General features: G+C 63.8%; 17 protein-coding genes. 9 read left to right on the top strand and 8 right to left on the bottom strand.

Annotated features, from left to right (window positions below; translation table 11 throughout):
• The first annotated feature begins 12 nt into the window (after positions 1–12).
• Both ACZ5OO_RS04305 and ACZ5OO_RS04310 read left to right on the top strand, forming a co-directional pair.
• Positions 13–975 carry a carbohydrate kinase family protein gene (locus tag ACZ5OO_RS04305; RefSeq protein WP_013265950.1) on the top strand — a complete coding sequence of 321 codons (963 nt, stop codon included), beginning with the start codon at positions 13–15 and terminating at the stop codon, positions 973–975.
• On the top strand, positions 972–1,565 hold the full coding sequence (locus tag ACZ5OO_RS04310; protein ID WP_464077896.1) for a UbiX family flavin prenyltransferase: 594 nt from the start codon (positions 972–974) through the stop codon (positions 1,563–1,565). Before ACZ5OO_RS04305 ends, ACZ5OO_RS04310 begins: the two co-directional genes overlap by 4 nt.
• Here ACZ5OO_RS04310 and ACZ5OO_RS04315 read toward each other — a convergent pair.
• A complete protein-coding gene (locus ACZ5OO_RS04315; RefSeq protein WP_464077897.1) occupies positions 1,540–2,148 on the bottom strand; it encodes a hypothetical protein in 609 nt (202 codons plus the stop codon). The two genes, ACZ5OO_RS04310 and ACZ5OO_RS04315, sit on opposite strands and share 26 nt — an antisense overlap.
• Positions 2,149–2,224: 76 nt before the next feature.
• Between ACZ5OO_RS04315 and ACZ5OO_RS04320 the strand changes: the two genes are divergently transcribed.
• The 3 genes from ACZ5OO_RS04320 to ACZ5OO_RS04330 are packed head-to-tail and all read left to right on the top strand — an operon-like array spanning position 2,225 to position 3,870.
• The gene (locus ACZ5OO_RS04320) at positions 2,225–2,902 is read left to right on the top strand and encodes a hypothetical protein (RefSeq protein ID WP_464077898.1); all 678 of its coding nucleotides are present in this window, start codon (positions 2,225–2,227) and stop codon (positions 2,900–2,902) included.
• Complete coding sequence (gene endA / locus ACZ5OO_RS04325; RefSeq protein ID WP_464077899.1) at positions 2,886–3,449, top strand: tRNA-intron lyase; 564 nt, start codon at positions 2,886–2,888, stop codon at positions 3,447–3,449. The genes ACZ5OO_RS04320 and endA overlap by 17 nt, the downstream gene beginning before the upstream one ends.
• 31 nt (positions 3,450–3,480) lie before the next feature.
• Positions 3,481–3,870: a hypothetical protein gene (locus tag ACZ5OO_RS04330; protein WP_013265955.1), complete on the top strand. Its 390-nt coding sequence runs from the start codon at positions 3,481–3,483 to the stop codon at positions 3,868–3,870.
• Here ACZ5OO_RS04330 and ACZ5OO_RS04335 read toward each other — a convergent pair.
• Together ACZ5OO_RS04335 and proC are read right to left on the bottom strand one after the other, a co-directional pair.
• On the bottom strand, positions 3,839–4,717 hold the full coding sequence (locus ACZ5OO_RS04335) for a cation efflux transmembrane domain-containing protein (protein WP_464077900.1): 879 nt from the start codon (positions 4,715–4,717) through the stop codon (positions 3,839–3,841). The genes ACZ5OO_RS04330 and ACZ5OO_RS04335 overlap by 32 nt on opposite strands.
• Positions 4,718–4,815: 98 nt before the next feature.
• Positions 4,816–5,622, bottom strand: a complete 807-nt coding sequence (gene proC / locus ACZ5OO_RS04340) for a pyrroline-5-carboxylate reductase (RefSeq protein WP_464077901.1) — start codon at positions 5,620–5,622, stop codon at positions 4,816–4,818.
• Between the two features lie 70 nt (positions 5,623–5,692).
• Here proC and ACZ5OO_RS04345 point away from each other — a divergent pair, with 70 nt between their 5' ends.
• On the top strand, positions 5,693–6,478 hold the full coding sequence (locus ACZ5OO_RS04345; protein WP_464077902.1) for a GNAT family N-acetyltransferase: 786 nt from the start codon (positions 5,693–5,695) through the stop codon (positions 6,476–6,478).
• Here the strand turns inward: ACZ5OO_RS04345 and ACZ5OO_RS04350 are convergent.
• Positions 6,466–7,260: an ATP/GTP-binding protein gene (locus ACZ5OO_RS04350; protein ID WP_464077903.1), complete on the bottom strand. Its 795-nt coding sequence runs from the start codon at positions 7,258–7,260 to the stop codon at positions 6,466–6,468. The two genes, ACZ5OO_RS04345 and ACZ5OO_RS04350, sit on opposite strands and share 13 nt — an antisense overlap.
• Positions 7,261–7,400: 140 nt before the next feature.
• On the opposite strand from ACZ5OO_RS04350, the gene ACZ5OO_RS04355 reads away from it, so the two are divergent.
• Together ACZ5OO_RS04355 and ACZ5OO_RS04360 are read left to right on the top strand one after the other, a co-directional pair.
• On the top strand, positions 7,401–7,778 hold the full coding sequence (locus ACZ5OO_RS04355; RefSeq protein ID WP_464077904.1) for a thioesterase family protein: 378 nt from the start codon (positions 7,401–7,403) through the stop codon (positions 7,776–7,778).
• 42 nt (positions 7,779–7,820) lie between these two features.
• Entirely contained in the window at positions 7,821–8,855 is a 1,035-nt protein-coding gene (locus ACZ5OO_RS04360) for an aldo/keto reductase (RefSeq protein WP_464077905.1), read from the top strand.
• Here the strand turns inward: ACZ5OO_RS04360 and ACZ5OO_RS04365 are convergent.
• Positions 8,852–10,051: an MFS transporter gene (locus tag ACZ5OO_RS04365; protein ID WP_464077906.1), complete on the bottom strand. Its 1,200-nt coding sequence runs from the start codon at positions 10,049–10,051 to the stop codon at positions 8,852–8,854. The two genes, ACZ5OO_RS04360 and ACZ5OO_RS04365, sit on opposite strands and share 4 nt — an antisense overlap.
• Before the next feature lie 113 nt (positions 10,052–10,164).
• Between ACZ5OO_RS04365 and ACZ5OO_RS04370 the strand changes: the two genes are divergently transcribed.
• On the top strand, positions 10,165–10,404 hold the full coding sequence (locus ACZ5OO_RS04370) for a hypothetical protein (protein ID WP_013265963.1): 240 nt from the start codon (positions 10,165–10,167) through the stop codon (positions 10,402–10,404).
• On the opposite strand, the gene ACZ5OO_RS04375 is transcribed toward ACZ5OO_RS04370, so the two are convergent.
• The 3 genes from ACZ5OO_RS04375 to ACZ5OO_RS04385 form a co-directional block, all read right to left on the bottom strand.
• The gene (locus ACZ5OO_RS04375; RefSeq protein WP_464077907.1) at positions 10,393–11,595 is read right to left on the bottom strand and encodes an LUD domain-containing protein; all 1,203 of its coding nucleotides are present in this window, start codon (positions 11,593–11,595) and stop codon (positions 10,393–10,395) included. The two genes, ACZ5OO_RS04370 and ACZ5OO_RS04375, sit on opposite strands and share 12 nt — an antisense overlap.
• Positions 11,588–12,532 (bottom strand): heterodisulfide reductase-related iron-sulfur binding cluster, encoded by a 945-nt coding sequence (locus ACZ5OO_RS04380; protein WP_464077908.1) that lies wholly within the window; start codon positions 12,530–12,532, stop codon positions 11,588–11,590. Before ACZ5OO_RS04380 ends, ACZ5OO_RS04375 begins: the two co-directional genes overlap by 8 nt.
• A gap of 77 nt (positions 12,533–12,609) precedes the next feature.
• Positions 12,610–13,374, bottom strand: a complete 765-nt coding sequence (locus tag ACZ5OO_RS04385; RefSeq protein ID WP_464077909.1) for a hypothetical protein — start codon at positions 13,372–13,374, stop codon at positions 12,610–12,612.
• Positions 13,375–13,392 lie beyond the last annotated feature (18 nt).

The raw sequence follows: 13,392 nt of genomic DNA on the forward strand, positions 1-13,392 counted from the left end.
TGTTCCAAGCTTATGGAGCAGAAGGACCTTGACGTCGTCGCCATAGGGCACGCGCTCGTCGACCTCAGGTTCACGGTGAGCAAGTTCGCCTCCCCCGACGAGGAGGCTGACATAGAGGAGCAGAGCACGGGCCCCGGCGGCTCAGCGATAAACGTGGCCCTGATAACCTCAAGGCTCGGGGGCAAGGCAGCCGTAATAACAAAGATAGGGCTTGACAACTTCGGCAGGCAGATAGTCGAGGAGCTGGTCAGGAGCAAGGTCGACATATCTGGCCTCAAGGTTGGCTTCGGCTCGACGGGCTTCTCAGTGCTCATGATAGACAAGGAGGGCAACATAGTGCTCTACGGCTACAAGGGCTGCGCGGAGAAGCTCGACCCAGACGAGATAGACGAGAAGGTCATAGCTAGGGGCAAGTTCGTCCACATAGCCAGCCTGAGGCCCGACACGAGCCTCAGGGCGGCCGTCAGGGCCAAGGAGCTCGACGCCATGGTCTCCTGGGACCCCGGGAGGAGGCTCAGCATGGCTGGCCTGAAGGCCCTCAGGGGGCTCATAAAGTTCGTCGACATAGTTGAGCTTAACAGCAGGGAGTGCGCCAACCTAACCGGAATAAGGGACCCCGTGGCCTGCGCCGAGGAGATACAGAGGGTGGGGCCCTCCACAGTGATAGTGAAGATGGGCCCCAGGGGGCTCTACGCCCTCAGCGACGACTTCACGGGCTACGTGCCGGCCTTCAAGGTCAGCGTGGTCAGGGACTCGACGGGCAGCGGGGACACCTTCGCGGCCGCCATGCTGCTGAGGCTCTCAAGGGGCGATAAGCTCAGGGACGCCCTAGTCTACGCCCAGGCCGTGGCCGCCCTCAAGGTTACTATGCTTGGGGCCAACGCGCTGCCCCCCATTGAGGAGATAGAGAAGTTCTACCAGGAGCACAGGAAGGAGGTTGAGGCAGGCATAGCGGACAAGCCGCCGGCTGAGTGATTGGCTTGCCCTGCGGCACCCTCTCCGTTGCGATAACCGGGGCCAGCGGGGTAAGGTACGGCATAAGGCTCCTTCAGGCCGCCTCAGAGCTGGGGCTCAGGCTCTCGGGGGTAATTGTGACCAGGTCCGCCGACCTGGTGGCCCAGGCTGAGGAGGGCATGAGGGCCGGCGAGCTCCTTGAGCTGGCCTCAAGGTACTCGCAGGCCTACGGCGAGGACGACATGACCTCCCCCCTGGCCTCCTCCAGCAGCCAGCCGGACTGCATGGCAATAGTGCCCGCCAGCATGAAGACCGTGGCCCTGATAGCCAACGGCCTCGAGCTGAACCTCGTGGCCAGGGCGGCGCTTGCCATGCTTAGGCTCAGGAGGCCCCTCGTGGTGGCCTTCAGGGAGGCGCCGCTTGGGGTGGCGGAGCTCAGGAACCTGCTCTCGCTCGCTGAGATGGGGGCGGTGGTGATGCCTCTGGCCCCGGGCTTCTACTCCAAGCCCAGGACAGTTGAGGACCTGGTAGACTTCATGGTTGGAAAGATCCTGGACTCGCTGGGGGTTGACAACAGCCTCTACCTCAGGTGGAGGGGAGGGAGGCCTTAGCCTTCTCTATGGCCTCTATCATCGCCTTGGCCAGGCTCTCCTTGCCCGGGAACTCGTTCGGGGGCATGTAGTGGACCTCCACGTTGCCCAGCTGCGAGGCCGTGACCTCGGCCTGGCCGGCGAGCCTCTTGTCGCCCGTGAAGAAGAGCACCCTCCTGGCCCCCCTGGCGACCCTCTCAACGACCTTAAGCACGTCGAAGTCGTCGTTGGCTGGCTCCAGCACCCTCCTGGGCCCCGCCTGCTGGGGCGCCTGGAGGCCCCTCCCGACTATCACGTGGAGCTCGACGTCAGGCTCCTCCCTCTCTATGACGTCAGGGTAGTAGCCCCTGAACATCTGGTCAAGGACTGCGGCCACGCCGACCGCCCTGCCCTGCTGGGCCTGCTGGGCGGCGGGGGCCTGCTGGGCCTCCTGCTGGCCCTCCACTATGTTCCTGACCACCGTCAGCCTGCCGCTGGCTATGACGTCCCCGTCTATCAACACTATGAACAGGTCCCCGGGCCCCTCCCTGTCCAGCTGGGACAGCTGGGACGGGTCCACGACCCTGACATCCCTGCAGTCAAACACTATGAGCTTCCTGGCCACGCCTGACCCTCACGTGTTCGCCTAACGCTAAACTTATATGGTTACGCGCGACTATACAGCCCGGCCGGTGTTAATAATGGGAGAGAGCATCACCTCCAACACCATCATTGAGAGGCTCATAACTATGGCCCAGGGGGTTGAGGACACCTCGAGCCACATGCTCCAGGTGCTCAGCTCGGCCCCCATCTCGCCGGAGCTCATTGAGAAGACCTACAGGCAGGACCTGCTCCAGTTCAGGGACGTGGTCACCAAGGGCAAGGAGGGGCTCCTCGACTACATAGCCAACGGGAGGCTCAGCCTCATAGCCTACAAGGAGTTCTACATAGAGGCCGCCCTGCAGATGGAGTGCATAATGAGCAGGCTCGAGGCGGGCACCTACAGGCTCCTGCTGAGCCTCAGCCTTGAGAGGAACCTGCCCGAGGGCCTCGTGGAGAGCGTCAGGGGCCTGCTGAGGGAGCTGCAGGGCTCTTCAATAGCCCTGGTCGACATGCTGAGGGCCAGCGAGGGCCCTGTGAAGGACCCGGCCGCGAGGAGGAAGCTCCTCGACGACAAGTTCGACCTGGTCAGCGAGTCTGAGAAGAGGGCCGACGCCATATACCGCGAGGCGCTGGCCATGGTGGCCGAGAAGTACTCCAACGAGGCCGCCAAGCTGCTCATGCTCAAGGAGGTCATAGACTCCTTCGAGGACGCTGTAGACTGCGCCTACAACGCCTCGACCTACGTGAGGCTAGTCGGCCTTGGACTCCTCAGCTGAGCCCGTCAGGGCCAAGTTAATAGGCGGCGTCGTGGTAGTCCCCTCTGTGGAGGGCTCCAGGAGGCTCTACTCCATCGGCTTCTACGGCAGGCCCATGGGCGTGGAGAAGGTCAGGGACCCGAGCTCCATATCGTCCCCCCTCGTCCTTGACCCCCTGGAGGCCCTGTACCTGGTTGAAAGGGGCATGATAGAGGTCGAGGGCGAGGACGGCAGGGTCCTTGACTTCAGCAGCCTGAAGGAGGCCCTGGGGCTCACCGGCAGGCAGGAGAAGCTGTACCTGCTCTACAGGTCCCTGAGGTCAAGGGGGCTCGTGGTCAGGTCAGGCCTCAAGTACGGGGCCTCCTTTGTGGCCTACAGGAAGGGGCCGGGGCTGGAGCACGCCCCGTTCATAATACACTACTACGACCCCGACGAGCCCTTCGACCCCGTTGAGCTGGTGAGGGCCGGGAGGCTGAGCCACAGCGTCAAGAAGACGTTCATCGTCGCCACCACTGGCCAGGTAGGGGAGGAGCCATATTATATAATGCTTAAATGGCTTCGTCCCTAACTACTTCCCCTGAGCGAAGGGCGGAACAGCTGTGAGCTTCGGCCACAGAAGACAAGGGGACCCGAGGCCCGAGGCCAGCCAGGGGACTAGGCAGGAGCCAAGGCCAAAGCCCATAGGGGACAGGTGCAACCCCCTGTGCCCCTTCTTCAGGTGCGGCCAGAGGGCGCTGAGGGTGTCGGTTGAGCACTACAGGGGAAGGCCTGTAAAGGTAGCCATGTGCTCGCTGGTGGGCGACAGGTGCGTGGGCACCCAGTGCAGGTACGCCTACTGTGAGAAGAAGGCCATGCTGCCAGACGGCAGGTGCTCCTTCGCCATAGAGAGCAGGGCGAGGCAGGTGAAGTCGTTCGAGGAGGAGCTGAAGGAGGAGGGGGAGCTGCCCGGGCTGGCGATCAAAGATAAGAGGCTGTCCGACGAGCTCTAGCCCCCTGCTGCCTCAGCTCAGAGCTCGGGACCACCCTGACGTCGGCGATGGCCACGCCGTCAAAGGATGCTATGAGGCGAGACACTCTCTTCTTGATCCTGTAGGCCCTTGCCAGCGTCGTCTCCGGCGGCAGCGCTATTATGGCCTGCACCAGGTAGAAGGAGCCGGCCCTGGCCACGTATATCCTGAGGGGCCTCAGCCCCATGGCTGCTATGCCCCTGCCTATGGCCTCCCTGAGGCCGGTGCCGAAGACCTCGGCGCCCAGCAGCGACTGGAGCGAGGTCCAGGAGCTCTCAACCGCGTTGTAGAGGACTACCAACATCATAGCGCCCAACACCACAGGCGTGAGGCTGAAGTAAGCCGTCGATATCACTCCCCCCGCGACTAAGTCAAGGGCGGTGTCGACGCTGGCGTGCATCAGGTCCGACTTCACTATGAGCAGCCTCATATACCTGACCTCGGCTATGGCAACTGACGCCGAGAGGGCGGCGCTGGCCCAGAGTATCCAGGAGGTCCAGGAGGGCATCACCTGGGGGCCGGCGAGTGAGTCGGCGAAGGCCGAGGCCACAAGGTAGACCACGAATATGGACACCAGTATGGTCACTATGCCCTCGGCGTTGTAGAGGCCCCAGGGGAACGACCTGGACCTCCTGTAGGCGACCTTCAGCAGGACGGCGTACAGCACCGCGAGGAGGGAGTCGAACAGGGCGTGGTAGCCGTCAGCCTGAAGCAGGTAGTAGCCCCTCCCGAGGCCGAGGTAGAGCTCGTAGACGGCCAGCGGGAGGCCCGCCAGCCCGGTGACCAGGAACAGCCTTGACGCGTGCCTCAGCAGGCTCCTCGATATCAAGCGGCATCACCTCTGGCCATCACCCCCTGCCAGGAAGGGGCTACTCCATATCTATAGTTGTGTCCAGCCCCTTATTAATTTTAGGTACGCCTAAAGCCCTAGGAGAGGCCCATCTCGTCCCTCATCTCCTTGGCCCTCCTGGTGGCCTCCAGCACGGCCTCCATGAGCGTCCTCTTGAGCCCGTTGCCCTGGAGCACCATGACCCCCCTTATGGTTGTGCCGGCGGGGGTCAGCACCATGTCCCTGACCTGGTGGGGAGGCCTGCCGGTCTCGAGCAGGTTCCTGGAGGTGCCCATCATAGCCATGAGGGTGGCCCTGTATGCCAGGTCCCTCGGGAGGCCGGCCGCTATGCCGCCCAGGGCCAGCGCGTCTATTACCTCCGCTATGAACGCCGGGGCGCTGCCGCTCAGGGCGGTGAGGGCGTCCATGTACCTCTCGTCAACCCACTCCACCGTGCCGAGCCTCCTGAAGAGCTCCTCGGCGGCCGACCTGGCGGCCTGGTCGCAGTTGGGGCCGGCCGAGAGCGTGGTGAAGCCCTCGTTAACCTCTACGTTTATGTTTGTCATCCCCCTTATCACCTTGGCCTTCGGGGCCCTCGAGGCTATGTAGCCCGTGCTGACCGCCGCCGCGAGGGACACGAGCGGCTTGCCCTCGAGCTCGGCCGCCACCTCCCTGAGCACGTCAGCCACGACGTAGGGCTTGACGGTGAGGATCACCAGGTCGGCCTCCCTGACGGCCTCAACGTTATCCGTGGTGGCATCGACTCCCAGGCCCCTGAGCCTCTCCACGGTTGAGCTGCTCCTGGCGGTGGCGACTACCCTGTAGCCCCCTCCGGCCCTCAGGAGGCCCTTGATTATTGCACCCCCTATGGTTCCAGCGCCTATAACTGCGACCGCCCTGTCCACGTTCCCACTGGGCTCAGGGCTAAGGCTCAGGATTTTTAAGCCTTGATGACAATGCTTCAGCGGTGCCAGCATGCTGAGCGAGGACGGCGCGAGGCTCCTGAGGGACACCATGGACATGCCCTCGATATTCCTCCTCGGCTCCCTTGAGGGCACCCAGTGGCTCAGCTCCCTCGAGGAGGTGAGGGAGGTAGACGGCGACGTTGTTGGCCTCCAGAGGTCCAACTACTCGGAGGACTACTTCATAGACGTCGTGTGCAGGGGGCCCTGCTCCGGCGCCCTAGGGGCCGCGCTTGACTACCTCAGGTCTTACGGCAGGGCCTGGGTATCAACGTCAAACTTCGGCGTGATACAGGAGCTGGTTAAGGGCGGGGCCAGGGTCGAGGGCCTGACGGCCTTTCACGTCATGGAGGTTGACAGGGCCAGCTTCAGGAGGTTCGAGGGGAGGCCGGACTTCATCCAGTTCTCGACGCTGGACGAGCACCACATAGAGGACCTCAGGGACCTCCTCTCCAAGTGGGACGAGTCAAGGGCCCAGTGGGCTGACGACATGATAATGAGGGGCACCGCCTTTGGGGCGTGGGACGGCGAGAGGCTGGTGGGGGTGGCCGCCACCTACGCCATGGCCGAGGGCTGGTGGTACCTGGGCTCCCTCTTCGTGGACCCCGAGTACAGGAGCAGGAAGGTGGGCATAAGCCTCTCAAGCGTGGCCACCGAGGAGGCCCTGGCGAGGGTCGAGAAGGTCTACATAACAGTTGAGGTGGACAACATCACTAGCCTGGCGATCAACTCCCTCCTGAACTACAGGTCCAGGGGGATAAGCTACCTGGCGCTGGTAAGCCTGACTCAGTCCCCCTGATCCTCGTCAACGTCGTATATCCTGTAGTCGTCCCCTCCCTCGAGGACCTCCTGCACCTTGCCGTAGAGCTCCTTCAGGCTCACGTCGTCGTAGGCGCTGACGGGAAGTATCTCACCTATGTAGCCCGCCTCGTACAGGGCCCTGGCGAGGCTCAGCGACAGGTTGAGCTCGGTGCCGCTCAGCACCTTCGAGTCCCTGACCGCCGCCTCGAGGTAGCCCTCCTCGTGCAGCATGGGGAGCACGTTGTTCACGACCTCAGGGCTCAGCAGGTCGGCCTTGCTGATCACGTTTACCTGCGGCCTCCTGAGCCTCACGTTAACGGAGGACGCCAGGGTCAGTATGGACACTATGTCGGCTGGGCTCTCGAAGAACACTGAGTCCATGAGGAACACGGTGACAGCCTTGTCGTCCTGTATGAGGGCGTCGAGCACCAGGGGGCCTCCCACCCTGTATGCGAAGGGCTCCAGCTGGCCCGGGGTGTCCACTATCACGTAGTCCGGCCTGAACTGCTCGACCTCCTCCCTGACCTTGTCCACGTGGTTTATCAGCGAGTCTATGGCGCTCACCAGGGCCCCGTTCGGCCCTAGGCCCTTCTCCATGAACTCCTCCGCCGTCACGTAGTCCCTCACGTCGACGTCAGGGTCGTAGGGCGGCTTGTCCTCGGCCGGGTCAAAGTTCACCTTGACCACCGTGGCCCCGAGGGACTCCATGGCTGAGGCTAACTGCATGGTTAGTGTGCTCTTGCCGGAGCCCGCGGGCCCCACCATCACTATGAACTTCAAGGCTAAGCACCGGGCTGGGGAAAGCCTCGCGCACACGCAGACCCGGGACGCGGGTCAGTTCGCGCGGGGCGTCCTCCCGGTCAGGCTAAGCCTTTTTATCCGAGGCTTAATAACCTTAACATCGCTTCCAAGGGACCCCAATGGCTGAGCTGGTGGAGTGCAGCGACGACTTCAGGGTAGAGAGGGCCCACCTGGCGGTCTCCGTTGGCTCAGGAGACGTGGAGGTCCTCTCCACCCCGAGCCTCCTCGCGTTTGTAGAGTCCGTGGCCTCAAGGTGCCTCTCGGGGGCCGTGAGCCCGGGGTACACCACGGTAGGCACCTACGTGGAGCTGAGGCACAAGGCCCCCGCGCCCCAGGGGGCGACAGTCAGGGTAACGGTGAGGGTTGAGAACTTCGACGGCAAGAGGGCCAGGCTCAGCTTCAGGGCCGAGTGCTGCGGGAGGCTGGTAGGCGACGGGGTGCACGAGAGGGTCGTGGTGAACAAGGACGACTTCCTCAGGAGGGCCGGGGTAAGGTAGAAACGCCTAAAAGCCCTCCATCCTCGCCTTCACTGACCTGAAATGATTTACGTGAGGCTCGGCTGGAGCGGCGTGAAGGTCTCCAGGCTGTGCCTGGGCACGTGGCACCTGCCGCCCTCAAGGCAGGTCGACGAGTTCGGGGTCCTCAAGGTCGACGAGGAGGAGGCCCTGAAGGCCATGAGGAGGGCCTACGACCTCGGGGTCAACTTCATAGACACCGCCAACAGGTACCACGGCATAATGCAGCCCGTGGACCTGAACCACGTCGGCAACTCAGAGAGGGTCGTGGGCAAGTTCCTGGCGACCGTTGACAGGGAGTCCATAGTGCTGGCCACCAAGGTGAGGGGGCAGATGGCCGCGTGGCCCAACGGCGAGGGCCTCAGCAGGAAGCACATAATGTGGCAGGCGAGGGAGAGCCTGAGGAGGCTCGGCACTGACCACATAGACCTGTACCAGCTCCACTGGCCGGACCCCGACACCCCAAAGCTGGAGACGCTGAGGGCCCTCCAGGACCTGGTGAGGATGGGCCTGGTGAACTACACGGGCATAAGCAACCACCCCGCCCACGACGTTGTCGAGTTCCTGGAGCTGGCGGACAGGGTGGGGGCTGACCGCTTCGTAACGATGCAGGAGCTCTACAACATACTCGAGAGAGGCATAGAGAGGGACGGCAGGCTTGAGGTGGCCAAGAGGTACGGCCTGGCGGTGATGGTGTACAGCCCACTGGCCCAGGGGGTGCTGACGGGCAAGTACTACGACTTCAAGGAGAACAGGTGGGCCGTGCCGGAGCTGAGCAGGGCGTCAATAACGGATGAGATACGCAAGAGGTACTTCAGCGACAGGACGGCGGCAGTTCTGAGGGCCATGAAGGAGGTCGCGGACTCGAAGGGCATAACCATGGCCCAGCTCGCCCTGGCCTGGGTGATCAAGAGGTCGGAGCAGCTGGGCGTCACGCTCATACCCATAACCAGCGCCACCAAGGCCTCTCACATAGACGAGGCGGTCGAGGCCCTCAGCGTGAGCCTGAAGGACGACGACATGAAGGCCATAGACGAGGCCCTCCAGGGCAAGGGCTAGCGCTTCCTCGCGGGGACCTGTATATCTGATATGGCCTCAAGGGGCCTGCGCGCCGTGTCCACGCCCCTGGCGAGCCAGAGGGCCGCACCTGAGAGGCCAACAGCCCACAGGCCCACGTTGTAGACCAGGTACGAGAACTCGCTGAAGGGCTGCGTGAAGAATATGGAGGCCGTGTAGAGCGCGTAGGCCGCCGCCCTCACTGCGCCAACCCCGGTGGCCCTGAGCCTCGTGGGGAACAGCTCGGGCTCCAGGATCACCCTGGCCGCCCAGGCCATCTCGCCGAAGACCCCGTTGAGGAAGAGCAGGGACTCAAACGCCATCAGTGACGACCTGGCCGCCACGTACTGGGGTATGAACAGGGCCATGGTTATGACGCCCCCGAGGTATGCTATGAACGGGAACGTCCTCCTGCTTGTTGAGTCTATTATAGGCAGGAGGGCGAAGCCGGCGAGGGACTCGCCCAGGTTGTAGGTGAACACTATCAGGCTCGTCAGCCTGGGGAACAGGTAGGGACCTATGACCAGGGCCATGAGGGCGTAGGTGAGCACGACAGTTATGGCCATGGTCAGCAGGAGGTAAACCCTGACCGCGTAGTCGCCCCTCCCCAGCGAGACCCTCTCCCCTGACCTGTACTTGAGCCACCTGAAGGACTCCGGCGCCATGAACCTGGTGACAACTATCACGGGCACTGCCGATGCCAGCAGGAGGGCGAAGGCGAGCCTCTGGAGGCCCACCGAAAAGCTCGTGACGAGCGATATGGCTGAAGCCGTGAGGGCGCCCACGTTTGCGGCGTTTGTGACCCCCACAAGTATCTTGCCCCTGTGGGCCTCCGGCGCCTCCTCGGCGAGGTAGGCCAGCAGGGTGGTCTCGTCGCCGCCCAGCGAGAACTCCGCGAGGGCTATGCCGGCTATGAGGTCCAGGGGGCCGGTGGCGAACAGTATAAACGGTATGGAGGCGGCGAAGAGCACCATGTCAACTATGAAGCCGCTCTTCCTGCCGAAGGCGTCCGTGAACCTGCCCATTGTGAGGCTGCCGGCCAGGAGGGAGGCGGGGGAGGCGACCAGGAGGTACACGTCGTAGCTGCTGGGGACCACGGGCCACTCGGTCAGCAGCGGCGCCAGCGCGAGCACCACTCCCCAGGCGAACATGGTCACCGTGGCGCTGGCCACTATCACCGGAAGCCTCCTGCCCGACATGGGAATCCTTGTTACTACTGCCAGTAGTAATTTAAACGTATTATTCCATACGGGCCCTCGAGCCGAGGTGAGCTGGGCTGCCGTGGGTCCCAGCGGGCTCCGCCGACAGGCTGGTGATATCCCAGTCGCTTAAGCTCAAGGACGGCGAGACCCTCAGGGTCGAGAGCTTCAAGGGGGACCGCTGGCTTGAGATCACCAGGAAGAGGGGCGACGGTTTCTCAGTCACGGAGCACGGCTTCAAGAACGCCACCTACGAGGTGGGCGAGGAGGAGCTGAGGCAGCTGCTCAGGAGGCTCATTGACTTCGAGTTCCCCAGGAGCCACCAGCTCAGGGTTAGCAAGTCAAAGGGATGATGCGAACCTCCTCTTCAGGTCAGCGAGTATGCCGGAGATGGGTATCTCGACGGGGCACGCCACGTCGCACCTGCCGCAGCCGAGGCAGAGCATCGCCAGGGCCGCGCCCCTGTCAACTCCCTCGGTTATGGCAGTCCAGTTGACGCCCATGGGCCCACCGTACGTTGAGCCTCCCCAGTTGTTTGCCACCTGGCCCCACACGGGGCAGACGAACTGGCAGTAGCCGCACCTTATGCACCTGAGCTGCTCCCTGAGCACCACGTCCTTGGCTGCCGCCCTCCTGCCGTGGTCCACAAGGACAACGTGGACCTCAACGGGGCCGTGGGCGCCGTAGACCCTCCTGTGCCCTATGTCGCCGGTGCTGCTCGGGCCGGCTATGAGGCTTACGTAGGTGGGCGGGTAGAGGCCGGCGAAGGCCGCCTGCACGAGTATTACCTTGAATGCGTCAAGCATCGTCGGGACCAGCTTCTCGACCCCCACGAAGGCTATGTGAAGCCTGGGCAGGTTCGTGACCATCCTTATGTTGCCCTCGTTCTCGACAAGCAGCAGGGCCCCCTCCCTGGCGGCCAGCGCGTTGCCCCCGCTTATGCCCACGTCTGCGCTTACGAACTTGGACCTGAGGAACTCCCTCACCTTGGCCACCATCTGCTGGGGCGAGTCGCTGGGGCTGACGTCAAGGCCCAGCCTGTCCCTCAGCAGCTGCGCCACCCTGGCCACAGTCATGTGTATTGCAGGCGCTATGGAGTGCATGGGCTTCCCTCCCTCAAGCTGCACGAGCAGCTGCCCCAGGTCGGTCTCCCAGACCTCGTTGCCGGCCTCCTCCAGGGCCTCCCTTATGCCAAGCTCCTCGGCAGTCATGGACTTCGACATGACTACAACCTTGCCCCTGCCCACCAGGCTGAGGGCCAGCTCCCTGGCCTCCCTGGCGTCGGCGGCGTAGTGGGGGACCGCGTTAACAGACTTAAGCGACCTCATGGCCTCGTCTATGAGCTCGTCCATGTGGGCTATGGAGTACTCCTTTATTGCCTTGACCTCCCTGGCCAGCTGGACTATGTCAGGCCTGGACTCCAGGAACCTCCTCACCCTCTCCTCGGAGCCAGGCACGTAGGTGTGGAGGGCCTCCTGAAGGTCTGGGTCCTCCAGGGCCCTCAGTATGGCCCTGGCGTACCCCTCGAGGAGCTCGTCACTCACCGCCTATCACCTCGGCCAGGTCAAGGAGCCTTATCGGGACCCCTGAGGACCTCGAGGCCCTGCGGAGGTTCACGTAGCATATGGGGCACATGGTTATCGCCGTGTCGCCCGCGCCCGCCAGCTCCCTGACCCTGGTCGCCGCCACAGCCTGGGCAAGCGAGGGGAGGAGGGCCTCGAGGGGGCCGCCGCAGCAGTAGGTCCACCTGCCGGACCTGCTGACCTCCTTCACGTTGACGCCCGCCTCCCTCAGGAGCTCCCTGGGCCTGTCTACAATGCCGAGCTTCCTCGCGTACACGCACGAGTCGTGCACGGTCGCCGCCAGCCCGCGCCTGGCCGTGGGCCTCACGAGCTCCATGTAGTTCACAGCCTTTAGGCCCTCCCCGAGGACCTCCTGGTAGCCCCTGGTGACGGTTTCCATGGTGTGGGGGTCCACCACTATGAGCTCCTCGTAGCCGGCGGACCTCACAGCCCTCACCACCCTCTCGGCGTGCCTCCTGAAGGCCTCAGCCATGCCGTAGTCCCTGAGCAGCGCCCCGCTGTACATGTCAGAGAGCTCGGGCACGTAGTCGAACTCCGCGCCGGAGGCGAGCAGCAGCCTCGCCATCGACCTCAGGACCCTCCTTGACCACTCCACGAGCTCGGGGTCAGGCCTGACGAGCAGCGAGAGGTCGAGCCTCCTTGAGGCCACCCTCGCGGCCCTCAGGGCCGCCCAGCCGACCCCCTCGGCCCTCTCAAGGCTTCGGAGGAGCTCCACCGTGCCCTCTATGTAGGGCACCAGCTGGTAGAGGGCCCCGGTGAAGAGCAGCCTCCCGCTCCCCCTCCTCCCAAGGCCAAGGCCCTCGGACCACCTCGACGCGAACCCCGGGGGCACTGGCATTGGGTAGCCAGTCCTCTCGTCGAGCTCCGCCATGAGGTTAAGGAGCTCAGCGAACTTCAAGCCCGACACTGAGCCCCTGAGGCTGGCCCAAGCTAATTAGCCTGCCTGCGGCGCGTTTACGTAACCCCTTATGGCATTCAGAGGTAGCCCTCCTCGTCCTCTTCGTCCTCCTCGGCCTCGTACTCCGGCGGCCCGCCGCTCCCCTTCCCAGCGGTCTTAGCCACCCTCCACTTCTTTGTGTCCTCGTCGTATATTATGAGGCCGCTCCTCACCATCTTGTTGAACAGCGCTGCCGCCCTGTCACCCATGTCAGCCTGCACCTTGTCGCTCACCTGCCTCGGGTCCTTGAGCGAGGTGGACTCCACCTCGGCCACGAACTTCTTCCAGAACTCCGGGTCCACCGCCGCCTTGCCGTCGCTCAGGGTGAGCACCACCGCCCCCTCCCTGCCCAGCTTGGCGAAGAACTTGTCAGGGGCCTTGAGCCACGGCAGCTCCTCCTGGAAGACCACCCCCTGCCTCCTCAGCCTCTCAACCGCCGTGCTGCCACCCTGCCTGCCCCCAGCCTCGGCCTCCCTCCTCTCGGCCTGCGGCTGCGCCTGCCTCTCCTGCCTCAGCGACTCTATGTCCTCCTCTATCTGGGCCAGCCTCTTGGCCAGGTCGTCCACCTTCTGGGTGAACGGGTTCAGCATGTCCTGTATTAGCCTCTCGAGCCTCTTGGCAAGCCCCTCTAAGCTCTCCCCCTGGGCCGGGGGAGAAGGGCCCCCGCCCTTGACTATGGCCTCCAGGTACGACCTCACGTCCTGGTAGCCAGCGTCCTTGGCCCTCCTCTCAAGGGCCGCCAGCTCCGCGTCAGTCAGCCTCAGCTCTATCACGGTGTACTTGTCGACCTTTGACTGGGACAAGACCGACCCCCGCCTGTT

The sequence above is a fragment of the Acidilobus aceticus genome (assembly GCF_055392325.1).

What these genes read in the sequence shown, in the direction of transcription:
- ACZ5OO_RS04365 (WP_464077906.1), bottom strand. Translation starts at nt 10,051, where the DNA reads ATGTCGGGCAGGAGGCTTCCGGTGATAGTGGCCAGCGCCACGGTGACC.
- ACZ5OO_RS04360 (WP_464077905.1), top strand. Translation starts at nt 7,821, where the DNA reads ATGATTTACGTGAGGCTCGGCTGGAGCGGCGTGAAGGTCTCCAGGCTG.
- ACZ5OO_RS04345 (WP_464077902.1), top strand. Translation starts at nt 5,693, where the DNA reads ATGCTGAGCGAGGACGGCGCGAGGCTCCTGAGGGACACCATGGACATG.
- ACZ5OO_RS04320 (WP_464077898.1), top strand. Translation starts at nt 2,225, where the DNA reads ATGGGAGAGAGCATCACCTCCAACACCATCATTGAGAGGCTCATAACT.
- ACZ5OO_RS04355 (WP_464077904.1), top strand. Translation starts at nt 7,401, where the DNA reads ATGGCTGAGCTGGTGGAGTGCAGCGACGACTTCAGGGTAGAGAGGGCC.
- ACZ5OO_RS04305 (WP_013265950.1), top strand. Translation starts at nt 13, where the DNA reads ATGGAGCAGAAGGACCTTGACGTCGTCGCCATAGGGCACGCGCTCGTC.